The 24673-nt window shown below is 61.6% G+C and carries 23 protein-coding genes; 13 read left to right on the top strand and 10 right to left on the bottom strand.

The annotated features are described in order from the left end of the window. Nucleotides 1–226 (top strand): hypothetical protein (locus tag BWP39_RS32130; protein ID WP_207556889.1); only part of this gene is annotated, 226 nt, incomplete at its 5' end. 108 nt (nucleotides 227–334) lie between these two features. Here BWP39_RS32130 and BWP39_RS18155 read toward each other — a convergent pair. Both BWP39_RS18155 and BWP39_RS18150 read right to left on the bottom strand, forming a co-directional pair. After that, nucleotides 335–1612, bottom strand: a complete 1278-nt coding sequence (locus BWP39_RS18155) for an SGNH/GDSL hydrolase family protein (protein WP_096722398.1) — start codon at nucleotides 1610–1612, stop codon at nucleotides 335–337. 153 nt (nucleotides 1613–1765) lie between these two features. Continuing rightward, entirely contained in the window at nucleotides 1766–2749 is a 984-nt protein-coding gene (locus BWP39_RS18150) for a LysR substrate-binding domain-containing protein (RefSeq protein ID WP_170043867.1), read from the bottom strand. Nucleotides 2750–2822: 73 nt separating this feature from the next. Between BWP39_RS18150 and BWP39_RS18145 the strand changes: the two genes are divergently transcribed. From BWP39_RS18145 to BWP39_RS18120, 6 genes are all read left to right on the top strand, one after another. Next, entirely contained in the window at nucleotides 2823–3845 is a 1023-nt protein-coding gene (locus BWP39_RS18145) for a carbon-nitrogen hydrolase family protein (RefSeq protein ID WP_096722394.1), read from the top strand. Between the two features lie 840 nt (nucleotides 3846–4685). Beyond that, nucleotides 4686–5324, top strand: a complete 639-nt coding sequence (locus BWP39_RS18140; RefSeq protein ID WP_096722392.1) for an FMN-binding negative transcriptional regulator — start codon at nucleotides 4686–4688, stop codon at nucleotides 5322–5324. Between the two features lie 59 nt (nucleotides 5325–5383). Further along, nucleotides 5384–6628: an NAD(P)/FAD-dependent oxidoreductase gene (locus tag BWP39_RS18135; protein ID WP_207556888.1), complete on the top strand. Its 1245-nt coding sequence runs from the start codon at nucleotides 5384–5386 to the stop codon at nucleotides 6626–6628. Nucleotides 6629–6714: 86 nt separating this feature from the next. Continuing rightward, complete coding sequence (gene pdxR, locus BWP39_RS18130; protein WP_096722732.1) at nucleotides 6715–8202, top strand: MocR-like pyridoxine biosynthesis transcription factor PdxR; 1488 nt, start codon at nucleotides 6715–6717, stop codon at nucleotides 8200–8202. 258 nt (nucleotides 8203–8460) lie between these two features. Next, a complete protein-coding gene (locus tag BWP39_RS18125; RefSeq protein WP_096722388.1) occupies nucleotides 8461–10290 on the top strand; it encodes a S10 family serine carboxypeptidase-like protein in 1830 nt (609 codons plus the stop codon). A 45-nt stretch (nucleotides 10291–10335) separates the two neighbouring features. After that, a complete protein-coding gene (locus BWP39_RS18120) occupies nucleotides 10336–10758 on the top strand; it encodes an EF-hand domain-containing protein (RefSeq protein WP_096722386.1) in 423 nt (140 codons plus the stop codon). On the opposite strand, the gene BWP39_RS18115 is transcribed toward BWP39_RS18120, so the two are convergent. The 6 genes from BWP39_RS18115 to BWP39_RS18090 form a co-directional block, all read right to left on the bottom strand. Continuing rightward, nucleotides 10755–12146 (bottom strand): sensor histidine kinase, encoded by a 1392-nt coding sequence (locus tag BWP39_RS18115; RefSeq protein WP_096722384.1) that lies wholly within the window; start codon nucleotides 12144–12146, stop codon nucleotides 10755–10757. The genes BWP39_RS18120 and BWP39_RS18115 overlap by 4 nt on opposite strands. Next, on the bottom strand, nucleotides 12127–12804 hold the full coding sequence (locus BWP39_RS18110) for a response regulator transcription factor (RefSeq protein WP_096722382.1): 678 nt from the start codon (nucleotides 12802–12804) through the stop codon (nucleotides 12127–12129). The genes BWP39_RS18115 and BWP39_RS18110 overlap by 20 nt, the downstream gene beginning before the upstream one ends. Before the next feature lie 12 nt (nucleotides 12805–12816). Continuing rightward, the gene (gene tcuC / locus BWP39_RS18105) at nucleotides 12817–14109 is read right to left on the bottom strand and encodes an MFS transporter (protein WP_096722380.1); all 1293 of its coding nucleotides are present in this window, start codon (nucleotides 14107–14109) and stop codon (nucleotides 12817–12819) included. 103 nt (nucleotides 14110–14212) lie between these two features. Next, nucleotides 14213–15202: a quinone oxidoreductase family protein gene (locus BWP39_RS18100; protein ID WP_096722378.1), complete on the bottom strand. Its 990-nt coding sequence runs from the start codon at nucleotides 15200–15202 to the stop codon at nucleotides 14213–14215. A gap of 28 nt (nucleotides 15203–15230) precedes the next feature. Beyond that, nucleotides 15231–16265: an ABC transporter substrate-binding protein gene (locus BWP39_RS18095; RefSeq protein WP_096722376.1), complete on the bottom strand. Its 1035-nt coding sequence runs from the start codon at nucleotides 16263–16265 to the stop codon at nucleotides 15231–15233. Nucleotides 16266–16490: 225 nt separating this feature from the next. Then, nucleotides 16491–17612: an NADH:flavin oxidoreductase gene (locus BWP39_RS18090; RefSeq protein WP_096722374.1), complete on the bottom strand. Its 1122-nt coding sequence runs from the start codon at nucleotides 17610–17612 to the stop codon at nucleotides 16491–16493. 102 nt (nucleotides 17613–17714) lie between these two features. Here BWP39_RS18090 and BWP39_RS18085 point away from each other — a divergent pair, with 102 nt between their 5' ends. Both BWP39_RS18085 and BWP39_RS18080 read left to right on the top strand, forming a co-directional pair. Further along, complete coding sequence (locus BWP39_RS18085) at nucleotides 17715–18092, top strand: winged helix-turn-helix transcriptional regulator (RefSeq protein WP_235851435.1); 378 nt, start codon at nucleotides 17715–17717, stop codon at nucleotides 18090–18092. Between the two features lie 226 nt (nucleotides 18093–18318). Further along, the gene (locus tag BWP39_RS18080; RefSeq protein WP_096722370.1) at nucleotides 18319–19386 is read left to right on the top strand and encodes a phytoene/squalene synthase family protein; all 1068 of its coding nucleotides are present in this window, start codon (nucleotides 18319–18321) and stop codon (nucleotides 19384–19386) included. Between the two features lie 96 nt (nucleotides 19387–19482). On the opposite strand, the gene BWP39_RS18075 is transcribed toward BWP39_RS18080, so the two are convergent. Both BWP39_RS18075 and BWP39_RS18070 read right to left on the bottom strand, forming a co-directional pair. Next, complete coding sequence (locus tag BWP39_RS18075) at nucleotides 19483–19896, bottom strand: EF-hand domain-containing protein (protein WP_157915155.1); 414 nt, start codon at nucleotides 19894–19896, stop codon at nucleotides 19483–19485. A gap of 17 nt (nucleotides 19897–19913) precedes the next feature. Next, the gene (locus BWP39_RS18070) at nucleotides 19914–21569 is read right to left on the bottom strand and encodes a S10 family serine carboxypeptidase-like protein (RefSeq protein ID WP_096722366.1); all 1656 of its coding nucleotides are present in this window, start codon (nucleotides 21567–21569) and stop codon (nucleotides 19914–19916) included. A 383-nt stretch (nucleotides 21570–21952) separates the two neighbouring features. On the opposite strand from BWP39_RS18070, the gene paaA reads away from it, so the two are divergent. The 4 genes from paaA to paaD are packed head-to-tail and all read left to right on the top strand — an operon-like array spanning nucleotide 21953 to nucleotide 24673. Then, on the top strand, nucleotides 21953–22951 hold the full coding sequence (gene paaA, locus BWP39_RS18065) for a 1,2-phenylacetyl-CoA epoxidase subunit PaaA (protein ID WP_096722364.1): 999 nt from the start codon (nucleotides 21953–21955) through the stop codon (nucleotides 22949–22951). Between the two features lie 40 nt (nucleotides 22952–22991). Next, complete coding sequence (paaB, locus tag BWP39_RS18060; protein WP_091017636.1) at nucleotides 22992–23276, top strand: 1,2-phenylacetyl-CoA epoxidase subunit PaaB; 285 nt, start codon at nucleotides 22992–22994, stop codon at nucleotides 23274–23276. Between the two features lie 7 nt (nucleotides 23277–23283). Next, nucleotides 23284–24087: a 1,2-phenylacetyl-CoA epoxidase subunit PaaC gene (paaC, locus tag BWP39_RS18055; protein WP_096722362.1), complete on the top strand. Its 804-nt coding sequence runs from the start codon at nucleotides 23284–23286 to the stop codon at nucleotides 24085–24087. A gap of 22 nt (nucleotides 24088–24109) precedes the next feature. Then, complete coding sequence (paaD, locus tag BWP39_RS18050; protein WP_235851456.1) at nucleotides 24110–24673, top strand: 1,2-phenylacetyl-CoA epoxidase subunit PaaD; 564 nt, start codon at nucleotides 24110–24112, stop codon at nucleotides 24671–24673.

The following is a 24673-nucleotide window of genomic DNA, read 5'->3' as shown; positions in this document are numbered from 1 at the left end:
AGTTTCCCGCGGCGCGCCTCCATCAAGCGCCCACACTTATCGGCTGTTAATTTTTAAAGATCGCATCGCACTCCGGTCCGTCGCGCTGGCTACTTCATGGTCACTTCAACCACCTTCCAGCACCGCCCTCCTGCGTCTGCCGCATCAGCAGCAGAGAAACGAGATTATGAAGAGTCTTTTCTGCTTCGTCAACACTATTTTTTGCTTTCGCTTAAAACCGTTCTGACGTTGCACCCGCTGGTTTCTGCAGCGGTCCTCGTTCGCAAACGAGGACGCGAATAGTAGGCCAATCCCCGGCTGGTGACAAGGGCGTGCGCCAACTTTTTATGAACGGTTACTTCGCGGAGCCACCCGCCACGCTGGTCAGCGAAACCGCTTCGGCCATTGCCGCGTAACCGGCGTCGGACGGATGGATGTGATCGCCGCTGTCATAGCCGCGCTGCAGACGATCCGGGGCAGCGGAGTCCCGCAGCGTCGCGTCGAAATCGACCACCCCGTCGAAGGCCCGGCTGGTCCGGATCCACCGGTTCACCGCCTGCCGGATCTCCTCGCGCTGCGGCGGCAACCCGGCGGGCGTCAACGTCGCGCCGACGATGCGGACGCCACGTCGATGCGTCGCGGCGATCACCTTCTGATAGCCCTCGATCAGATCGCTCGCCGTGACCGCCGTATGCGGCGCATCACAATCCAGCCCGCTGTGCGGCGGCATCGCGGCAAAGTTGATGTCGTTGATGCCGATCAGCAGAATGGCCGTCTGTACACCCGGATGCTGCAGCACATCGTGGTCGAAGCGCCGGACCAGCGCGTCGCCGTAGCAGCGCGAGTCGTTCAGTAACCGGTTGCCGCTGATGCCCAGATTGATGACCGCCGTGGCCCGTTCGCCTGACTGGGTAAGGCGCCGCACGAGTCCGTCTGGCCAGCGCCGGTTCTGGTTGAGGCTGGAGCGCATGCCGTCGGTAATGGAATCGCCGATGGCCGCAACCGTGCCAGCCGCGGGCGCATCGACGGCCAGCCCGGTCACCCACGCGTACTGCGTGAAGCGCCCGCGAAACGCGTCGCCGGAGGCATCGCCGGTATGGTCGCCCGGCGCGGAAACGTAATTCACCTGATTCGCGACGCGATGCCATGCCACCATCCGCTGCTCGCCGCCCATATAGGCACTCACCGCGTACGGCGTACCACCGACGATCCCCACCCGCACCGGATCGCTATCGATCTCGGCACCCGGCGACAACGCCACCGACTCCTTGCCAGCAAACGTCACCCGCACATCCGTACCGGCGCGAACCGCAGCACCGCCAGCGGCCCGAGCAATCCGCATCCCCTCTATGACAAGCGGCGCCCGCCCGTACTCATTGCTCACATGAACCCGCGCCACCGCCCCCGACAAGGTCGGATACACGATCTGCCGAACGGTCCGTCCGGCTACCTCGGGGGCGCGGTACAGCGGCGGCAGGTCGGCTTGCTGCGGAATCGGCTGGAGTGCGGTCGCCCAGGCGGTCACCCAGTGCGCGGGGGTATCGGCAGCAAATGCGGAGGATGGTGCGCAAGACAGCGTGGCAAGTGGTAACAGCAACGCACCGCAAGTCGCGGCCAGATGACGGAGAGTCATACGAATAGTCGGGCAGGTGACGATGAAGGCGGTCATTGTGCCCGAACCTTGCGTTCGAGCGTTCGAGCCGGAACAAAGCGACTCAGGTCAGCGTTCCAGCGGCTGCCGCCCAGGCGCCCGCAAGCCCCACCCGAACAGGTGCGATCGCGCGTCTTATCCCGCCAACGTCGGCCGGCTTTCCGCCAAAGGGCGACTGTCGGCCTCAGCGCCGGCAACATCGAGCGCGCTGACGCTGGCAGCCCTGATCTTCTCCTTCAACCACTCGAGCGCCGGATCTCCGTCGCCATCGCGCCGCGACAGCAACTGAACCGGATACTCGCCGAGATCCAGCGGCACAGGGCAAACCGCAAGCGCCGCCATACGCTCCAGCGCAGTGGCGGCATGACTCGGGAGCGTCACCACGGCACGGACACCCGTGAGAAAAGCCGGCACCGCCGAGAAATGCGTCAGCGCCGTATGGACCACCCGTCGCTTTCCCAACGCGTTCAGCGCGATGTCCACGATGCCGGAGCGTCCCGAGTACGAAACGAGCAGATGCGGCAACCGCAGGTAGTCCTCGACGGTGAGCGGCAGCGGGCAATCGAGCGCTTCGGGGTCCACCAGGCAGGCATACCCCGCATCGCCGATGTGTTCCTGAGTGATCCACGCCCTGCGCACCGTGCCCGAAACCACGGCCAGATCGATCTCGCGGTCGTTCAGCATCTGCTCGACGGTGTGGCGGTTGGTTTGCCTGAAGATCAACGACACCTGTCCGCCCTCGTCCCGAACGAGTCGCGACAGGCCCGGACCGATGGCCAGTTCGAAGTCGTCCGACATGCCGATCGAGAAACTGCGTACCGTGGTGGCCGGATCGAAAGTCTGATGCTGTGTGAGCACATGCCACAGATGCGCGACGCCAGACTCCAGTTGCTCGGCCATCGCCGACGCGCGCGGGGTCGGCTCCATCCCGCCGCGGGTACGCACGAACAGCGCGTCGCCACAGGTTTCCCTCAGACGCGCCAGCGCCGCGCTCGTCGCCGCCTGGCTAAGCGCCAGTCTCGACGCGGCTTTCGTGACGCTGCGCTCCTGCCACACCGCGAGGAACACGACGGACAGGTTCAGATCCAGCTTCCGAATATCCACCACATTGATTTTCATCTTTTGAATAATTTGTTTGATGAATACTTTCCAGCATAGCAAACTCGGCCGCATCACAGCTTAGGAGCAACACATGGCCAGACATCAGGTAGCAGTGGTTCAGGCGGGATCGCGGGTATTCGATACAGCGGCCACGCTCGATCGAATGGAAGCGCAATGCCGCGAAGCCGCGCAAACCGGCGCGCAACTCATCGTCTTTCCGGAGGCCTATGTAGGCGGTTATCCAAAGGGACTCGATTTCGGCGCACGCGTCGGCATGCGCAGCGCCGAAGGGCGAAACGATTTCCTGCGCTACTGGCAATCGGCAATCGAAGTGCCGGGTCCCGAAGTGGCCCGGATCGGCACGTTTGCGAAACAGGCGCGGGCGTATCTGGTCGCCGGGGTGATCGAGCGCGACGGGACGACGTTGTATTGCACGATGCTGTATTGGGGTCCCGACGGCGTGCTGCTGGACCGCCATCGCAAGCTGATGCCGACGGCCAGCGAACGTCTCGTCTGGGGCATGGGCGACGGCTCGACGCTGCCTGTGCTCGATACCCCGCTCGGCAGGCTGGGCGGTGCGATCTGCTGGGAAAACTACATGCCGGCGCTGCGCATGGCGATGTACGCGAAAGGCATCGGCATCTGGTGCGCGCCGACCGTGGACGACCGCGACATGTGGCAAAGCTCGATGCGCCACATCGCCTATGAAGGACGCTGCTTTGTGCTGAGCGCGTGCCAGTATCTGACCCGCGACGGCTGTCCGCCCGACTACGCCGGTATTGCCGGCGATGCGCCCGACACGGTGTTGATCCGCGGCGGCAGCGTCATCGTTAGTCCGTTCGGTGAGGTGCTCGCCGGCCCTGTCTATGGCAAGGAAGCGATCCTCTCGGCTGAGATCGATACCGACGACATCGTGCGTGGCAAATTCGATCTCGATGTGACCGGACACTACGCGCGGCCTGATGTATTCGAGCTGAAGGTGGACACGCGTGCGCGCTCCGCGGTCAGCCTCAACCGGCCGCAGCATTCGACGAACTCGACATCCGCACCGGCCACCGCCACCGGTGCGAGTTGCGCGAAAGACGAAGCACCCAGTGCGGGCACATCGGAATGAGCCTGGCGCCTCCCCACATTCACCGGACCGCGGAATTTCTCGCACAGCGACTCGGCACGTTGCCGCTGATCCCGCGGAGCCGTTGAAAGACACCCAAAGGCTCACAGATTCCGGTCAGAGAGAAAAACCTGATTGATGCCAACGCGCTCGCTCAAGATTCGCGGCGCGACCTGGCGTGTCTCAACGTTGATATCAGATGAATGCGAGCGTGGCGTAGATTGATGCGGGAAACATGGCCGCTATACAAGCCGTCATGAAAGGACTGCGAACCCCGACGCAATAGCAGACGAGGCGTCATTCGCCGCGCATCGCTTGTCTGTCACACGTGCGGAACCACGCGCGCGACGAGCGAGAGCAGGAAAATCAGAACAGTGAGGGACACGAGCAGGCACACGGTGATCTGAATCAACCGCCAGAGCGTTTTCATGCGCTGAGCCCAAAAAAAGAGGCCGCGTGAGCGGCCAGGAAGATCTGCTACAGGGGATTAGCTGCAGGATAGGGTGGCTTTCTTAAACGCAGCTTAAGTCTGGTCGAAAGTCGCTGCACCGATCCAGTTCCACCCAGATCGCAAGACATGGCACGGGGAATTGCACCGAGACCGCGTACCCGATTCAACGAATCGAACTTGTCGCAATCGTCGCCAGTTTGTCACGGACTCAATGAGCCATTTCCTCAAAGCGACAAGTGGACCAGTCCATTCGAAGGAAAATGGCACTTCCGAACGCCTCTGTCGTAGACGAACATCAGGCTTCGACATGACCGACGTGTCGTTCCGTCACCGAATCCCCCTGTACACCCATCAGGTCACGCGACGATGACCGGTGGAATCTGGAGTTTCACATGTACATACCCGCACACTTCGCTGTACCCGATGCAGAAGCACTTCATCGCATGATCCGGGAGCATCCGTTGGGCATTCTCATTGCCAGTACGCCGGGTGGTCTGGACGCCAATCACATTCCTTTTGAACTCACGCCAGACGAAGGCGAACACGGCACACTTCGCGCCCACGTCGCCCGATCGAACCCGATCTGGCAGGACGTGAAAGACGGCGATGAGGTCATGGTCGTGTTCCGTGGCGAAGAGGCGTACGTCTCGCCGACATGGTTTCCGAGCAAGCATGAGTTTCACAAGCAGGTTCCGACCTGGAATTACAAGGTCGTCCACCTGCATGGAAAAATCCGCATCCGCGATGACGAGCGGTTCGTGAGAGGCATGGTCGCGCGTCTCACGCGAACGCACGAAGCTTCCCTGCCGAAGCCCTGGAAAATGAGCGATGCGCCTGCCGACTATATCGACACGATGCTCAAGGCAATCGTCGGTATCGAGATCGAAGTCACGCGTATTACAGGCAAGTTCAAGCTCAGCCAGAACCGGGAACTGCGCGACCGTCTGAGCCTCGGTGAAGCGCTCAAGGCTCGAGGCGACGTAGCCATGGGACAGGCTACGCTGGATGCAATCGGCGACGCAAAGGCATAACATCCGTCATCGACGTTTTTGATGATCGTCAGGATGTTAATGCCAGAGGAGACCTGAGCGTGAATGGTGTGGTCATTATCGGTGCAGGACATAGCGGTGGGAAAGCCGCTCACGCATTAAGAAAGCAGGGATGGAGCGGGCCGATCACCTTGATCGGTAATGAATCGCAGCCGCCTTACGACCGGCCGCCGCTATCGAAAGCGGTGCTTCTCGGCAAGAAAACCGCTGACGCGTGCGAGTTCTGGCCCGCGCAATGGTACGTCGAGCAATCGGTCGAACTCGTGCTCGACCGGAACGTGACCGCGATAACACGCTCGCAAAAGACCGTCACGCTCGACGACGGTCGAACGATTCCCTACGATCAGCTTCTGATTGCGACAGGCGCACGTGCGATTGCTCTGCCCGTGCCCGGCGCCAACCTGCCCGGCGTCAGCCAGCTCCGCACCACCCGCGACGCCAGCCTGGTCGCTTCTTATCTGACCGCGGAAAACCGCATCGTCGTGATCGGAGCGGGATTCATCGGTCTGGAAGTCGCCGCAGCGGCGAGGGAACTCGGCTGTCATGTCACGGTACTCGAAGCCGCTCCGCATGCATTGACCAGAAGCCTTCCCGAAATCGTATCGGACGAATTGATCGGCATACATCGCGAACGCGGTGTGGATCTGCGCTTCGGCGTTTCGGTGATTGCCATCGAAGGAACCGATCGGGTCACGGCTGTGCGTCTGTCGACGGGAGTATCGATACCTTGCGACCATGTCGTGTATGGCATCGGTGTGCGTGCGGATACGCACCTCGCTGAAGCAGCCGGTCTCGATGTCGACAACGGCGTGGTGGTCGGTCCAGATCTTCGCACCAGTGACCCGGCGATTTTCGCCTGCGGCGACGTATGCGCTTTTACGAGTACGCGTTATGGTCAGCCTTTGCGACTGGAAAGCTGGAAGAACGCCGAAGACCAGGCTGATCTCGTTGCACGGAGCATGCTAGGCCAGGAAGTCGCATATGACCCGTTACCGTGGTTCTGGTCCAATCAATACGACGCGGTATTGCAGATCGCTGGATTGCCGGCTTTGGGAAGCGTGATTGCTCAACGGAAGATCGGCGCCGGTCGAATCTTCTTTTCGCTCGCCAACGATGGCACGTTGATCGGCGTCAGCGCGTTCGGACCTGTGCGAGATGTTGCGCTCACGATGCGCGTCGTCAAGGACTGGGTCCTGTCTGCCACGCCACTGTCCCCCACACTACTGGCTGATGCGGATATCAAGCTCGACAACGTGGCCGCCTTCGCGACACCGTCACTCGCTTGATCATGCGCTGAAGCCAGCCGGCCCGAACACGACCGTATCTACAATAGGCCGGACTCGTGGTGACGGTTTACGCAAGCGATACGGTCATGTCCAGGAAAACACCTTCCGTCGATGCCCCCGTGCTCGGCGCCATCGACAAAAGCGCCGGCCGGATCGGCGAGCAGCTCGCGCGAATGTTGCGCGATGCGATTACGCGCGGCGAGCTAAAACCGGGGGAGCGTCTGCCGTCTACGCGCACGCTCGCCAGTTCGCTGGATGTGGCACGCGGTACCGTCACCGACGTGTTCGGGCAACTGGTGGCGGAGGGCTATCTCGAGGCACGCGTAGGCGCGGGCACGCTCGTATCGCAAACCTGGGCGGAGCCGGAATGGCGCGACAGGCCGACGGGTTTCGAAACAACAACACCTGATGATCCGGTCTCGTTGCCGCCCAACATCGAACGCTATGCGGCGGTGGTCAAGGCGATGTCGCCGCTTCCGCCCGTGCCTTTCTCGATCGCAGTGCCGCGCGGCGACGTAGCGCTCGACGATACCTGGCGACGCTTGAGCAATCGCGTGCGCGCGACGCAAGCAGCCGCACCGACCACTTACGGCGATCCCGCCGGACTCCGCTCACTGCGGGAAGCCGTCGCTGACTACGTGCGAAAGTCGCGGGCGGTCACGTGTAGCGCCGACAACGTGATCATCATGAGCGGCACGCAGCAGGGGCTGTATGTTTCAGCACGCGTTCTGCTGTCTCACGGCGATGTCGCATGGGCGGAAAACCCGGCATACCCTGGACTGACGGCAGTTCTGGACGATGCACAGGCCAACCTGTTTCGTGTGCCGGTAGACAGTAATGGCATGGATCTCACGCATGCGATCGCCAGGTTTCCGGTCGCCCGGGCGATTTTCGTCACGCCTTCGCATCAGTATCCGCTTGGCATGCCGTTGAGTATGGCGCGGCGTGCAGCGCTGCTGAGATGGGCGCGGGAAAGCAGCGCGTGGGTCATCGAGGACGATTACGACAGCGAACTGCGCTACGCCGGCCATCCGTTCCCGTCGATGCAAGGACTCGATCCCGCGCGGGTCATCTACCTTGGGACCTTCAGCAAGGTGATGGCGCCGTCGCTCAGGCTCGGTTACGCGATCGTACCGCCCGCACTTGTCGATGCCTTCATTGGCGCGCGCGCACTGATGGACCGGCATTCGCCGTTAGCCGATCAGCACGTGATCGCCGCGTTCATGAGAGACGGTTACTTCGAGACGCATGTTCGCCGCATCAGAGGGATCTATGCGGAACGACGCGCAACGCTACTCGCTGAACTTCAGCGTCAGATCCCCGCTATCGAGGTGCAACCAAGCGACCAGGGGATGCATGTGCTTGCCTGGTTACCTGCCCATATCGACGACAAACAAGTCGAAGCAGCCGCCGCGGCTTCAGGCATTGCCGTTCGAGCCATTTCTCCCATGTACGACGGGCCTGCCCCGCGACCGGGACTGATGCTGGGTTTTGGTGGGCATTCAGTCGAGCAGTTGAGCGTGGCTGTTGGTCGCCTGCGGGACGTCATCGAGCAGGTCGCTCGACAGCGCTAGAAAGCGCCCCGTATCCCTTTCCCGTTTGCCCTCACGTGACAGGTATTGGCACATCTGCGGCCCGCCAGGCAGCATCAATCTCATTGATTCTCACCAGCCCCCAAACCGGCTGGTCCCCTCCCATCTCCTGATCGTCTTTAACTAAATAACGACGCACGACAACTGCGCCTCGCGAGCGCGGCCGTCCGTCGGTTGCGCCTGCAGCTTACGAATGAAAGATGTTCCGAACAGTCGGTTCTTATCAGGGGAATCACGTCAATGCAGAAAAACTTGCTCTGGCTCGCGCTCTTGTGCGCAAGCGCGGTGACACTTTCCGGATGTAATGGCGACGTCACAAGCTCCGGTAGTACGAGTTCGGCGACCTCCGGGCAATCGTCGGGACAGTCGTCCGGACAACCGTCCCCGCCGGTGGTGCTCGTAGATCAACCTTATACGGATCCCAATCAGTACAGCACCGCCGCAAGCGACGCGCTTCCCGCGACAGCAGCCTTTGATCAGGCGGCGGTCACGCATCACACGATGACCATCAACGGTCAGTCGGTCAGTTACACCGCCACCGCCGGTCACCTCACGGCCGCGGCACCGAGCACCGACGCCTCGAAACCGGCCGACAAAGAAGTGTCCTTTTTCTATGTCGCCTACACGCGCGACAATCAACCGCTCGGCAAACGCCCGGTGACCTTCTTCTGGAACGGTGGCCCTGGTTCATCCACCATCTGGTTGCATCTGGGTTCGTGGGGTCCCAAGACACTAGACATCGATGAAGCCAGCCTGACGCCCGCCATGCTGAAAACCCAGCCCGCGAATTTTCCGCTGGTCGACAACGATGTGACGATGCTCGGCGACAGCGATCTCGTGTTTGTCGACGCACCGGGCACCGGCTATTCGGAAGCGATCGCGCCTCACAAGAATCAGGACTTCTGGAGCGTCGACCAGGACACGGCGGCGTTCCGCGATTTCATCACGCGCTATATCACCGTGAACGGCAGACAGACATCGCCGAAGTATCTGTACGGCGAGTCTTATGGCGGCATTCGCACGCCCATCGTGGCGAATCTGCTTGAACAGCAAGGCAGCCTCGGCCAGGGCGGTCCGGCGCTGACCGGTGTGATCCTGAATTCGCCGATCCTCAGCTATAAAACCAACTGCTACATGGCGTGGAATTCGGCCGGAGGATATGGCGATTACACGGGCAGCAGCAGCGATCCCAACTGGACAAAAACTGTTTCCAACGTCTCTTGCGAAGGGTTTATCCCGAGCTACGCAGCGATTACGTACTCGATGAAGAATCCGGGCGCAAGCGCGCAGTCTGTAGGCGACTATGTCAGCCAGGCGCGTCTTGCCGCATCCCAGCAATGGGCGCCCAATCTGTCGAACTATGTCAACGAGACGTCAGGTCTTTATCCGCCCTACGCTGCGTCCACGTTTACTCCGGCCGACCAGGCGCTGTTCCAGACGATGGCGACGTCGACAGGGGTGACTGCGTCCGAGTGGCAAACCGCGTTCAACATGAATGTGCCGGATTTCGCGTCCGCTGCGCTGCAGCTTGCGCCGAATCAATGGCTCAAGTGGGGATTCTGGTCGCGGATGGACCGCTATAACGGCCTGGTGACCATTCCCGCCGGAACCGACTATGTTGGATCGGACGGCAAGCCGTTGGGCCCGAACAGCCAGGACGCCGAGGACTACAACGACCCTGCGTTCGCCAACGAGATCAAGACGTATCTGCCGGGTTTCCTCAAGTACAGCAGTGCGTCGACTTATGCGATCGAACCCGGCGCGGTCATCAACGACTGGAAATGGACGCACGGTACCGACACGTCGAATCATCCGACTTCGCTACCCGATCTGAGCGAAGCGATGACACTCGATCCTGCTCTCAAGGTCATCGTGTTTCACGGGTATCACGATCTCGCCTGTCCGTATCATCAAGGCGAACTCGATCTAGCGGGTGCGGGTTTGTCGTCCGCGGTTCCGATCAAGGCATTTCCGGGTGGGCACATGATCTATCTGACGAAGGCGTCGCGCGCACCGATGAAGCAGGCCATCGACGATTTCTTCAATCAGTCGCCGGCTCATGCAAGCTGAATTCATCGCTAACGACATTTCCAAACCTACTATTTCGTGACCACTATGCGATCTATCCACATTCTGACTGCGGTATGTGCTGCAAGCGCAGTGCTGTCGACTTCGCTTGCCTGTGCAGCGGGCGCGACCCGTGCAACCGGCTTCGCGAGCACAAACGACGCGGGCGGCTACTACCTCAAGGTTGGTGAACAGATGTCCGCGCCGCCTGCGGATTCGCCCGGCACGACCGTGCCGCAACCAACCGGCAAGACATTGCAGAGCCAGGTCGTGGCCGACCTCCAGCAACGCTTCAACGCCGCCGCCGATCCCACCACGCATCTGCTCTCTCTTGCGCAGGCGAAGAGCGCAGGTTGGGGATACATGGTCACGCACTTCAAGGAAATCGATCAGGACAACAAGGGCTCGGTGAGCTTTGACGACTTCCTGCGCTACCTGAAATCGCGGAACGGTCCGGCGTTTCGTAGCTAGCTGGGGTTCTGCGACGGAAGCTCGCTCGCCGGAAAAGTGAGCTTCACTAGCAACCCCTGGCCGCCGGGTGCGTCTTCGAGCGAAATCGTTCCCCGGTGCGCCCGGACGATCTCTCGCGCGATCGCCAGTCCCAGTCCGCTGCCCTCTTCGTCGGACGCACGAAAAAACGGCTCAAACGCACGCTCGCGCAACGCGGTGGGAATGCCGGGGCCGCCATCAAGCACATGGATGTTGACCGATCCCCCGGTCTGACTCGCATCGATCGCGACCTGCGTGCCTTTGGGCGAGTAACGGATCGCGTTGTCGAGGACGTTCGACAGCACTTCCGAAAGCAACGTCTCGCTGCCCGTCACGAAGAGCGGCGTCGCGATCGACACGACCAGTTCGATACCGCGACGCTGTGCAGCCAGCGCGAGTTTCTCGATCGCGCGCGCCGCCACTTCCCGCACGTCGACAACCTCGCCTTCGAACGCCGTATAGTCGGCCGCTTCCGCCTGCGCAAGCATCAGCAACTGGTTGATCAGCGAAACCATCGCGCGATTGCTGTGGTGCATGGCCAGCAGCGTTTCTCTCACGTCCTCGAGGTTGTGCTGACGCCGGGCGTATTGCAGCTGGATCCCCAGCAGCGTGAGTGGGGTCCGGATTTGGTGTGCCGCGTCGGCGATGAAGCGCCGCTGGGTCAGCGCCTGTCGTTCGATGATGTCGAGACACGCATTGAATGCGGCAATCAGCGGATGCAGCTCCGCATGGACATCGGTCGTATCGATTCGAACCCGCGTTTGCGACGGCTGCGCGGCGAGACCTCTCGCCAGCCTTTCGAGCGGGCGCAGCTCCAGTGTCAACCCTGCATAGACCAGCACCATCATCGCCGCAATGCTGCCGAGGATATACGCGAGTTGCGGTTTCCATAGCGACGCGACCATCGCATCGCGTGCGATCTGCGTGCGCCCAACCGACACCACGACGTCGACGATCCTGCCGGCGTCGTACATCGGACGCTTCAACGTGACGGCGCGTATCGGCATCTGCGAGACGTGTGCGTCGTACCAACGGGGCGAATCTGCGAGAGGCGTCTCCGGAAAATCCGAGGTCCCTGCTATGACCGGACCGCCCGCGATCTCGACGCGATAAAAAACCTGATCGCCCTGTGGCGTGCCCACGATCTGGATCGTGCTGGGCGACACGGATGCGACGAGATCGTCGCCGCTCCAGCGCACATCGGCAGCCATCACGCGGGCGGCGGCGAGCAGGGCGGCATCCTGCAGCAGATCGGCGGTGCGCCGCGCATTCTCATGCGTGAGCCAGCCCGCGACGCCACTGAATGCCGTCATCGGCACAATCAGCCAGAGCAGGAGCCGCGCACGCAGGCTACGCTTGCGGTTCTTCATTTTCCAGCAGATAGCCGAGCCCACGTAGCGTAATGATGGCCGCTGTGCTCTTCTCGATTTTCTTTCTCAGTCGCGACACGTAGATTTCGATTGCGTCGCCGCTGGGCGGTGCGTCCTTATCGGTCACCGCTTCGGCAAGCACCGCCTTCGACACCGTGCGCCCCGCCTGCAGGATGAGCGCCTCGAGCACGGCATGCTCACGCGGCGTAAGCGACAGGGCGTCGTCTTCGATAAAGAACTGGCGGCGGTCCATGTCGTAGAGCAGCGTGCCACAGCGGATGCGGTTCGAACGCGCGGGTGCGTGACGGCGAGCGAGTACCTTGATGCGCGCCACCAGTTCGCGGTCGTCGAACGGTTTGACGACGTAATCGTCGGCTCCTTCGCTCAGACAGATCACCTTTTCACCGACGTCACCCGTTGCAGTCAGGACTAGCACGGGGGTGTCGTTGGCGTTCTTGCGCATACGACGCAGCAGCGCCTTGCCCGACATGCCGGGCAGGTTCAGATCAAGTAGCACGACGTCGTAGCGCGCGTCGCGCAGCGACGCCTCCGCGATTTCACCGTCGAGTGCATGCTCGACGAGGAAACCCTCGTCGGTCAATGTCTTCGACAGCCAATGCGCGAGTTGCCGGTTATCTTCGATCAGCAGAAGTCTCATTGCCCTGGAAAGCTATGCCAGCTTGTATCCGTTGCGCGCCTGTTGCGAACGGTAGAGTATCAGCGTCGCCACGGCGCCACACAATCCGGCCATGCCCATCCACGCGCCGGGTGCAGCCTTGTCCCCGGTAAAGTGAATCAGCGACGTCGAGACGGCCGGGGTAAAACCTCCGACCAGCGTAGCGAGGCTGTAAGCCATCGAAAAACCCGTCGTACGCACATGAGCCGGCATCAGTTCGGTCAGCGACACGACCATGGCGCCGTTGTACCACGCATAGAGCACCGAAAACCAGAGTTCCACCAGCAGGAGCCGCTCGAACGACGGCGCGCTGACGAGCCACTGCATCGCCGGATAGGACGTCAGCATGGTAAGGACGGTGAAGAGCAGCAGGATGGGACGTCGCCCGACGCGATCGGAAACCGCTCCGGAAACCGGTAGCCAGAACAGGTTCGATACGCCCACGCAGACGGTGACGACCAGCGAATCGATGGCCGACAGATGCAGCACGGTCTTACCGAATGTCGGCGTATAGGTCGTGATCAGATAGAACGATACCGTCGTCATCACGACCAGCCCCATGCCCGCGACGATCAGGCCGGCGTTGTCGATCATCGACTTCATGATTTCGCCGAACCCCGGATGACGCTTGCGCGCTGCGAACTCATCGGTCTCGCGCAGCGTGCGGCGAATGAGCAGGAGAAACGGCACGATCAGGCAGCCGATCAGGAACGGCACGCGCCAGCCCCACGCGCTCAACTCGCTTGCGGGCAACACCTGGTTGAGCAGCACGCCAAGCGACGCCGCGAAGATGACCGCGACCTGCTGGCTACCCGATTGCCACGAACAGAAGAAACCACGTTTGCCGGGTGTCGCGATCTCCGAGAGATAAACAGACACGCCGCCGAGTTCGACGCCTGCCGAGAAACCTTGCAGCAGACGCCCGATCAGCACGATCACAGGCGCGATCACGCCAATCGTCGCGTAGCCGGGGACGAACGCCACGCATGCGGTACCGGCCGCCATCAGTGACAACGACAGGATCAGTCCTTTGCGCCGCCCGTGACGGTCGATATACGCCCCAAGCACCAGCGCGCCAATCGGCCGCATGAGGAACCCCGCACCAAACACGGAGAGTGCAAGCAGCAACGAGATGAACTCATTGTCCGCGGGAAAGAACGTGTGGGCGATCGCACCGGCGTAATAGGCGTAGACCGTAAAGTCGAACATCTCGAGAAAGTTGCCGCTGACCACGCGGAAAACGGCTCGAAATCGCGATTCTGGATGATGGGTGGTGGCTGGTTCCATGGTGCTCTTCTGTGCGTAGGGACGAGTCTGGATAACCGGCGCACGTGTGGCGTGTGCCGGGCAATGGTTCCTGTGAGTACAGCTGGCAAATACGGCTTGGCGGCTAGGCGATATCCATCACGGCCTTGCCCGACTGGCGACGTTCTTCGAGTGCCGCATGGGCCGCCTCGACGGTATCCAGCGTGTAACGACCGTTGATCCCGATGCGCAGCGCGCCCTGCTGGATGGCGGCGAAGATATCGTCGGCGCGCCGCTGTACCGTTTCGACATCGGCCAGATGATCCGCAAGCCGTGGTCGCGTAAGAAAGAGTGAGCCGGCTTCGCCCAGTTCATAGGGATCGAGATCGTGCATCGGACCGGTGACGGAGCCGTAGTTGACGACGAGACCCCGGGTTCGCGTCGCCCGGAAGCTGTCGCGCAGCGTGGTCCGGCCCACTGCGTCGAATACGACATCGACACCTCGACCCTGCGTCAAGTCGCGGATTCTGTCGGCGAACGCCCCATCGTCGTACATCAACACATGATCGGCGCCGAGCGACTTCGCGATTGCCGCCTTGGCGGGGGAACTGGTCGTCGCAAACACTTCCGCGCCACGTCGCTTCGCAAGTTGCACGAGCAACTGTCCGATGCCACCGGACGCGGCATGTACGAGGCACGTGCTGCCCGCTCCGATGCGCGCGACATCCTCGAGCAGATAGTGTGCGGTGGAGCCCTGGAAAATCGCTGCAGCGGCGATGTCGTAGCCGATCCCATCCGGCAGTTTTGCAAGACGCGCAGCGGGCACCAACGCGTACTCGGCGTACGCGCCCCACGAGATGCACCACGCCACCCGGTCGCCCTTGCGACATGACGTGACACCCGTGCCCGCTTCGATGACTTCACCTGAGCCTTCCATACCGAGCGTGCATGGAATTCTCACGGGATAGGTACGTGACTCGCGATACTTGCCCTGCCGCGTGTGGATGTCCATGAAGTTGATCCCTGCCGCTACGACGCGCACGAGCACTTCACCCGGCGCCGGCTTCGGTACGTCGATCTCGACGCGCCGAAGTACTTCGGGTCCGCCGTACTCGTGGATCTGGATGGCTCGCATGACAGCATGTCTCCGGTGTAGGCGAGGTTCAGTGCGAACCTGCGGCCTGGTCGTCCGATGTGTCCGTAGGCGCAGCAGCGACGAAGCGGTTGGTATAGGTGCGCGCGAGGTCGATATGCCGCTCCGACAACTCGGGGTTGGCGCCGGCGAGCACCGCGAGCACTGCCGACGGCACATCCGCAGGCATCATCCCCGTCGACGAATACGCGGGCTTCGCAATGGCCAGGGCCTGCAGATAGATCGCGAGGTTATCGCCGCGGATCGTTGCAGGCACCACGGCTGCGATAGCGGTTTCGTCATGCGTCTGGATGAAACGCAGCGCATCACGCACGGCACGCGCGAGCCGGGCCGTCTCGTCCGGATGCGCGTCGATCCAGTCACGCTGCATGTAGAGACAGGCACCCACATACGCCCCGCCTAGCTGTGCGTAGGTGTCTTTCACGCTGCGCATGTCGACGAGCGGCCGTGCTTCGAGGCGAGTCAACATGCGTGTCGCCGTCGGCTCTTCGATCATGCCGGCGTCGACCGTGCCATCGACAATCGCTTTCTCGAACGCGGACTCGTTGGCAAGAGGGACCACCGTGTATTCGCCGGACCGCACGCCCGCGCGCTCAACGAGGTAGCGTGTCAGGAAGTAAGTCGACGATCCGAAGCCGGTTACACCGAGCCGGCGTCCCTTTGCGTCAGCCATCGACTTCATGTTGCCGCCGCGGCGCGCAAGCTCGATGAGCCCCGCGGATTGACCCAGCACGACGACGGACTGCACATCGAGACCATGACTTTGCAGCTCGATCGTGTGATCGTAAAAGCCGACCGCGCCCTGGATAGCGCCCGCAACGAGTTCAGTCGAGGTATCGATGCCCGCCGGCGAAGACACCACGCGGACGTCGAGGCCCTCCCTGCGGAAGTAGCCGAGCTGGTCCGCAAGGATCACCGGCAGGTAGATCAGCTTCGCGGCGCCGCCGGTCATCAGCACAATGGGTTGCGCGCTCACGAGTCGCGCCGCCGTTAACGCCACGATGCAGAACAGTGCACGGAACAGGGTTCCTGTGTGGCGCGGCATTCCTGTCTCCTCACAGTTGAAACAGCGCCTGTCAATGCAGGCGTTGGCATGCGAGGAAGTATAGGGAAAGCTGCCCTTCTGATTGCTTTCTGCGGGCAGACTGTTTTCTCAGTGGTTTCCCGATCCGTCGATCGGAGGCGCTTGCCGCTGGGATTGACGGCTCTGTCGCCTTGGACAGAGCCGTCGCGGGGCTTTAAGACTCGCCCTGACGAGGCTGATCGAGGATCAGTGAAGCTCGGCCAGCACTGCGGGACTGAAGTCCTTCAGGCTGCTGGTGTCGCCGGCACGAATCTTCGCCACCCATTCCGGGTCGCTCAGTATTGCGCGGCCGATTGCGATCAGGTCGAACTCGTCACGCGCCATCCGTTCCAGCAGATTGTCGAGACTCGCCGGGGTAGAACTTTCACCACCGAAGGTGCCGACGAAGTCGACGGAAAGACCGACGGACCCCACGCTAATTGTCGCGGCGCCGGTCAGTTTCTTCGCCCAGCCTGCAAAGTTGAGTCCATTTTCTCCATCGATCTGCGGAAACTCCGCTTCCCAGAAGCGTCGTTGGGAACAGTGCAGGATATCGGCGCCCGCCTCTACGAGCGGGACGAGCCAGTCGGCCATTTCGTCCGGCGTATGCGCCAGCCGGGCCCCGAAGTCCTGCTGCTTCCATTGACTTAGACGCAGGATGATCGGGTGATCCGGCCCAACCGCCGCTCTGACGCTCTTGACCACTTCGATCGCGAAGCGCGATCGTTCGCGGACCGTGCTTCCGCCGAAATGATCGGAGCGCTGGTTCGTGCCGTCCCAGAAGAACTGGTCGAGCAGATAGCCATGCGCGCCGTGAATCTCCACGGTGTCGAAGCCGAGGCGCTTCGACTCTGCTGCGGCCCGTCCGAATGCAGCAAGTGTGTCTGCGATGTCTTCGTCGGTCATCGCTTTGCCGCGCTCCTTTTTAGGCGCAACAAGACCCGAGGGACTTTCGGCCGGTGCATCGGGCTTCCATTCAGTGAACGGGTTAGAGACTGAGCCGACGTGCCAGATCTGCGGTGCCATCTTGCCGCCTGCTTCATGCACGGCGTCGATGACATTCTTCCAGCCGGCAAGCGCTTGCTCGCCGTGAAAGAACGGGATGGCCGGATCGTTGCGTGACGACGGACGATCGATCACCGTTCCTTCGGAGATGATGAGGCCGACCTGACCCAATGCCCGCCGCCGGTAGTAATCGGCTACGTTGGCGCCGGGTACACCTTCCGGCGAGAACGAGCGCGTCATCGGCGCCATGACGATGCGGTTTTTCAGGTTGAGCGTTTTCAGTTGAAACGGTCTGAACAACGTGTCGAGTTGCGGACTGGTCATTGATGAATTGAATCTCGCGGATGGAAAACTTGATGGTATATGTTTTATACTTAGTGTCAATGAGTCACCGCAATGCAACCAGGTAGCCTTCAGGAAACCGTCATGCACGAATCGAAGACCAAGGTGTTATCGGCAGCGGATTGCCCGAGTCGTCTGCTGCTCGATCAGATCGCCGATAAATGGTCGGTATTGATCATTGCGTCGCTTCGTGACGGGCCGTTGCGATTCAACGCGATCAAGCGTCGCATCGAAGGGGTGACGCAGAAGGCGCTGACGCAGTGTTTGCGCCGGCTCGAGCGCAATGGAATAGTCGAGAGAAACGTGATTACGACGTCGCCAATCTCTGTCGAATACGAGATCTCAGCGCTTGGGCGTTCACTTGATCGCCCGTTCAAGGCGCTTTATCAATGGACGCTCGAGTACCTTCCGGAAGTCGAGAAAGCGCGCGCTCGCTACGATGAGCGCGCAGTTGCGGACTAGTGTTGGGGGCGTTGGCGGTCTGCAAATCGCCGACTGAGTGTCGAGAATCCAGGTGTCGGTTACGCCAGGGCTAAGCATGTTGGCCAGGTTTGAAATTGGAGGATGCGGACGCTGTGGAAGTACATCCACGTGTTCACCTCTAATCCGTGCTTTGCTGGCGTCGGTCCTGCCGGTATCAGGAGATACAATGAGCCCCTCCTGAAATTGGCAACACATCAAACGTGGCATGAGCCAAACCTCCCGCGCCTTCCTGCTCGGCCCTTTGCTAAAAAAGGTGTCGCGCTCGTTCTATCTCACACTCGCTGTACTACCCACCGGTATGCGGGACCCGGTTGGCCTCGCCTACCTGCTCGCGCGCGCGGCCGATACGATCGCCGACACTTCGATGCTGCCACCGGCACGACGCCTCGAATGGCTGTTGTCATTACGCGAACAGGTGAACGGCCAGCCCGACGACGCGGCACTGCGTACGATGGCGGCCGAAATCGCGAGCCAGCAAACTGATTCCAGCGAGAAGGTACTGCTCGAATCGCTGGGTCCCGCGGTTGCGATCCTCGCGCAGCTCGACGAGACCGATCGCGCAGCGGTGCGCGGCATCGTGACGACGTTGAGTCGCGGGATGGAGTTCGATCTCGTGACGTTCCCGGACGAAACGTCGGGGCAGATCCTCGCGTTGCCCGACGATGCCGCACTCGATCACTACACGTACATGGTCGCCGGTTGCGTCGGTGAGTTCTGGACGACGATGTCGGTCGTGCACCAACCGCGCGCGCTCAAACGCGACGCTGACGAGATGACAGCGCTCGGCATCCGCTTCGGCAAGGCGCTGCAATTGACCAACGTACTGCGCGACGGTGCGAAAGATCTGCGGATCGGGCGCTGCTATTTCCCCGCCGATCGTCTTTCCCGCGCGCAGATCTCGCCCGCCGATCTACTCGGCGAGAACGCGTCGGATCTCGCGCGGCCCGTGATGCTCGACCTCGTGCGCGTCGCGATGGCACATTACCGCGCGGCGTTCGACTACACGTTCGGGATCTCGCCGACCGCGATGCGTCTGCGCCTTGCCTGTATCTGGCCCATCGTGATCGGTCTGATGACGTTGCGGTTGCTTGTCGCGAACAAGGATTGGCTCACGCCAGGGCATGTGTCGAAAGTGCGTCGCCCAGATGTGTACAAAACGATCGCGTGGTCGATTCCGCGGTCGCTGTCGAATCGCTTGCTGCGTCGATGGTTTGATCGGTTGATCGGTGAGATTGAGAACGCACTTCAGGAAGCGGCTGTCGTGCGGCGCTAATTGCCGTCTCCTGTGGCGGAATTGAAAAAGCCGGCCGGAAGTCTATCCGGCCGGCTTGCTTATGCCTAAGCGGCGTCCTGTCAACGCACGACCACGCTAGTTGTTCGAGAAAGCCACCCCGCGCCGCGCCCGCAGGAAGTTCCTGAAATCCTCGAAGCTGATATAGCCACTGCCGTTGCGATCGATCTGCTGGAAGTGATCGGCGACGAAGCCCATGCCATGGTCCTTTGCGGCCTGCTGGGTCAGCAGATGCGTGGACGGATCGGCGGCCGCATCAAACCGGGCCTTCATCTGATCGAGCACGTGCTGATGCAGCGCCTGTCCGCGCAGCTCAGGCGTGTCGTTGGCTGGCGGCGACGGCGGCGGCCGCAGCATGTCGCCCACGCGGACCATCTGTGCATCGATCGAACCGGAGATCGGCGCGATCCTCGCCACCTGCGCAACCGCGCCATGCGATGCCAGCGACGACAGCGCGCAGACCATTGCAACCCTAGCCCATACCCTGTTCATGTTAGCGCTCTCCATGGTTAGCGCGACGCCACGTCGGCCGCAACCGCCGCCGGTGTAGCGGCGAAGAAGGTGTCGATGGCCTGCTTCATCGGCGCCCGCGAACTCTTCATCAGATAGATCATGTGGCCGCCCGGGAATTGCTGGAACGGTACCGTCTGTGCCAGGTTTGCGCCCTGCAGATCGAGCTCGGTCTGATGAATCGGGCAGACCAGATCGTCGTAACCGCCGAACACCTTCATTTTCAGCGACGGATCGAGTGTCAGCACGTCGACGATATCGCCCAGTGAACTCGGCCGCCCCGAGGTATCGGAACCGTGCGTGAAGTCCCAGTCATTGATGATGACGGAAGGCTCCAGGTTGTACGCCGATGCGTTCTTGTAGCTGAGGAAGTTCGGTAGATAGTCGTTGATCGCGTTCTGGAATGCCGTGTCGTTGTACGAACTTCCATCATAGTTCGCTCCAGCGGGCGCGGCGACCAGGCCGTTGTACATATCGATCGATCCCACGCCGTTCAGCAGGTAGTTCGCGTAGGTATCGGGTTGCATGTTGAAATTGCGTTTCCAGTTCGCCGCGGACACCGCTGTCCAGCCGTTCAGTGCGGTCGTCACGCTCGTGGGCGGCGTCGTGCCTCTCGACAGATAAGCGCTGTTGGCCGGCGCATAAGTCTGGTCGGTGAAGGTGCGCATCCCGCTCACGAAGTCCGCGAGCGACAGCTGGTTCGGGTTGCTGATGTTCGCGCCCCGCCCGTATGCGACCCCGGCATAGGAAGGTAGGAAGCCGTTGCAGGGCACGCTCGTGGAGCCGTATTCGTAGCAATTCGTCTTGTAGCTGAGAATCGGCGAATTCAGGATCACGCCCGTCAGCGCGGGGCCACCCTGTCCGGGACTGCCTTGCTGTTCAAGCAGATCGGCGACGATCGGCGTACGGATACCGCCATACGATTCGCCGTACAGATACTTCGGCGACTGCTGCCGGCTGTTGACCTGCACATAGCGGTTGATGAAGTCGCGGAACACACCGGCATCCTTGTCCGTCGACCAGAAATCCCGGTTCTTGTGCGGCGCGACGGCTTCTGAATAGCCCGTTCCCGTTGCGTCGATGAACACGAGATCGCTGTCGTCCAGCATCGTGACGTCGTTGTCGACCATCGGGAAGCTCGATGGCGCGGTTGTGCCGAGTTTCAGCGAACCCTCGTCGATATTGAGCGTTCTCGGTCCCCATGAGCCAAGGTGCAGCCAGATCGTCGATGAACCCGGGCCACCGTTCCAGAAGAACGTGACGGGCCGTGTGCCCGGCGTCGTGCCGTCAAGCGTATAGGCCACGTAGAACACCGACACTTCCTTGTCGCCCGCGGACGTGATCGCAGTCAGGTGGCCTGCCGTCGCCGTGTAGTTGGCCGGCTTGCCGTCGAGCGATATCGAGTGATGGGTAATGGCCGCCTTATCGAACGCGGCGGTCGCAGCCAACGAAGCCGAAGCGCTCGAACTGTAGCGGTTCGGATCGGTGTATGGCTGATCAGCCGGCAACGCGCCCGCGGCGGAAGAGGCCGCCTTTGCCTGCGTGTTGGCGTTGAGTTTCGCTGCACTGGAGGAACTACCTGAGTCACCGCCACACGCGGACAAGCCGACGCATGATGCGGCGATCAGTATCGCCAGACATGGTTTGTTTTTCATTGGACGCTCTCGACGAAGCACGGTTGATCAAGGTCTTGCGGGTTTCGACGTCACAATTTCATTGGTTATCCAGATTATTATCTGCGGAGGTTTCGCGGATGCCGTGCAGACGTGGCTAATCAAACCGGATATCGCCTCGCTGTCGATAATCCGCCGGCAAGCCGACGCACATCGTTTATAGATTGCAGGTAATGGGGACGCAAGGTAGATAACAATTATTGAGGATTCTTATGCGAGGCACCGCCCACAACGCTGCAAGCAGTGCGACCGCATATTCCACTGAAGAATGAAAATTCATTGGAAACAGCACCGAAAATTTATTTACCGACCGGTCGGTTGGTTTATACTCCCGGAACAGACAACTCTCGACGAGAGCGCTCCCCATGTACACGCAATCCCTCGATATCCCGGGCAACGTCGCACCGCTGGACGCCGCCGCCAGTTCGCCAGAACAGTCGCGCTTCGACGCCGTGATGACCGCCGACGGCAAGATCGAGCCGCAGGACTGGATGCCCGAAGCGTATCGAAAGACTCTTGTAAGGCAAATTTCGCAGCACGCGCATTCGGAAATCGTCGGCATGCTGCCGGAAGGCAACTGGATCACGCGTGCGCCGAGCCTGAAGCGCAAGGCGATCCTGCTCGCCAAGGTCCAGGACGAAGCGGGCCACGGCCTTTATCTATATAGCGCGTGTGAAACGCTCGGCGTGTCGCGCGATCAACTCGTCGACGCACTGCACGCGGGCAAGGCCAAATATTCGAGCATCTTCAACTACCCGACGCCAACATGGGCCGATGTCGGTGTAATCGGCTGGCTGGTCGATGGCGCGGCGATCATGAACCAGATTCCGCTGTGCCGCTGCACGTACGGTCCGTATGCGCGCGCGATGATCCGCATCTGCAAGGAAGAATCGTTTCATCAGCGGCAGGGTTTCGATTCGCTGATGTCGATGATGAAGGGCACCGACGCGCAGCGCGAACTCGTGCAGCAGGCGGTGAACCGCTGGTGGTGGCCGGTACTAATGATGTTTGGCCCCAGCGACAAAGACTCGATACACAGCAACCAGTCGTCGCAGTGGGGTATCAAGCGCATCTCGAACGACGACCTGCGCCAGAAGTTCGTCGACGCCACGGTAGACCAGGCCAAGGTACTCGGCGTCACGCTGCCGGACCCGGACCTCAAGTGGAATGGAGCACGCGGTCAACACGACTACGGCGCGATCGACTGGGAAGAATTCTGGCGCGTCGTCAACGGCGACGGCCCCTGCAACAAGGAGCGTCTCGCCACTCGCGTGAAGGCGCACGACGACGGGGCCTGGGTTCGCGAAGCCGCGCTCGCGCACACGGAAAAGCAGCGTCAGCGCGCGCAGCAGCAAGCCGCCTGACCCCACGCAAAGATTCAGGAGATCCGCAATGGACAAGTCAATCAACAAGGAATGGCCGATCTGGGAAGTGTTCGTGCGCAGCAAGCAGGGACTCGACCATAAGCACTGCGGCAGCCTGCACGCCGCCGATGCATCGATGGCGCTGCGCATGGCACGCGACGTCTACACGCGCCGCCAGGAAGGCGTGAGCATCTGGGTGGTGCCGTCGTCGGCAATCACCGCTTCCGATCCCAACGACAAGGCCGAGCTGTTCGAACCGGCCGGCGACAAGATCTATCGCCATCCGACGTTCTATACGCTGCCCGACGAAGTCAACCACATGTAAGCGCGTCATGGACATCACGACCCAACATCTTTCATACGTGCTGCGTCTCGCGGATACCGCGCTCGTACTCGGTCAACGCAACGCCGAGTGGTGCGGTCACGGCCCGATCCTCGAAGAAGATATCGCGCTCGCCAACATGAGCCTCGATCTGATCGGCCAGGCGCGGCTGCTGTACAGCCACGCGGCCACGCTCGAGCAGCAGCTCACTGGCACGACGCGGACCGAAGACGACTACGCGTACTTCCGCGCCGAACGCGAATTCGCCAGCTACACGCTCGCCGAGTTGCCGCACTACGGTCCGCTCGCGGGCACCGCGCACGCGGACAACGACTACGCGGTCACGATCGTGCGCAACTTCTTCTACTCGACGCTGATGGCGCATCTGTGGACCGCGCTCGCGACATCGACGGACGAGCACCTGGCTGCGATCGCGGCGAAGTCGATCAAGGAAACGCGCTATCACGTCCATCACGCACGCGAGTGGCTGATCCGCTTCGGCGACGGCACCGACGAATCGCATCGCCGCGCGCAAGCCGCGCTCGACTATCTGACGCCCTACACGCGCGAGTTCTTCAGCACCGATGCCGTCGAGGAAGCAGTAAGCACGGCCGGCATCGGCCCGCAAACCGCGACACTCGAAGCCGCGTGGCTTGCCGACGTACGCGCCGCGCTCGAAGAAGCCACGCTAGCGCTGCCCGAACCGGTGAAGCACATCACCACCGGCAAGCATGGCGAGCACTCCGAGCATATGGGCTATCTGCTCGCGGAGCTGCAAAGCATCGCGCGGCAGCATCCTGGCGCGACCTGGTAACCGGACGCAGAGTACGACCGTGATCCCGACCACGACATCCACCGGCACCGACGACCCGACGCTGCAACGCGCCTGGCACGCACTCGAAGCCGTGCCGGACCCGGAGATTCCCGTCGTGTCGATCCGCGAACTCGGCATCCTGCGCGACGTGCGGCGCGGTATCGACGGCACGCTTGAAGTCGTGATCACGCCGACGTACTCCGGTTGCCCTGCGATGTCGCAGATCGCCGAAGACGTCGCGCAGGCACTCGACACCGCCGCCCTCGCGCCATACCGCATCGAGACCGTGCTCGCGCCCGCATGGACCACCGACTGGATCACCGCCGACGCCCGCGAAAAACTACGCGCATACGGCATCGCCCCGCCCACCGGCGACTGCGCTAGCCACGCATCAGCTACATCGAGCGAGAGCCAAAGCCAAAGCCAGGTCATCCGCTTCATACCCAGACCGCTCGCGGCGCCAGCTTGCCCGCGCTGCGGCTCAGCGCACACAGAACGTCTCGCGCAATTCGGCTCGACCGCCTGCAAGGCGTTGTATCGCTGTCTCGACTGTCGCGAACCCTTCGACTATTTCAAACCATACTGA

Origin of the sequence: Paraburkholderia acidicola, from assembly GCF_002362315.1 — a bacterium.
GTDB classification, from domain to species: domain Bacteria; phylum Pseudomonadota; class Gammaproteobacteria; order Burkholderiales; family Burkholderiaceae; genus Paraburkholderia; species Paraburkholderia acidicola.
This window is presented reverse-complemented; position numbering and strand designations above follow the sequence as displayed.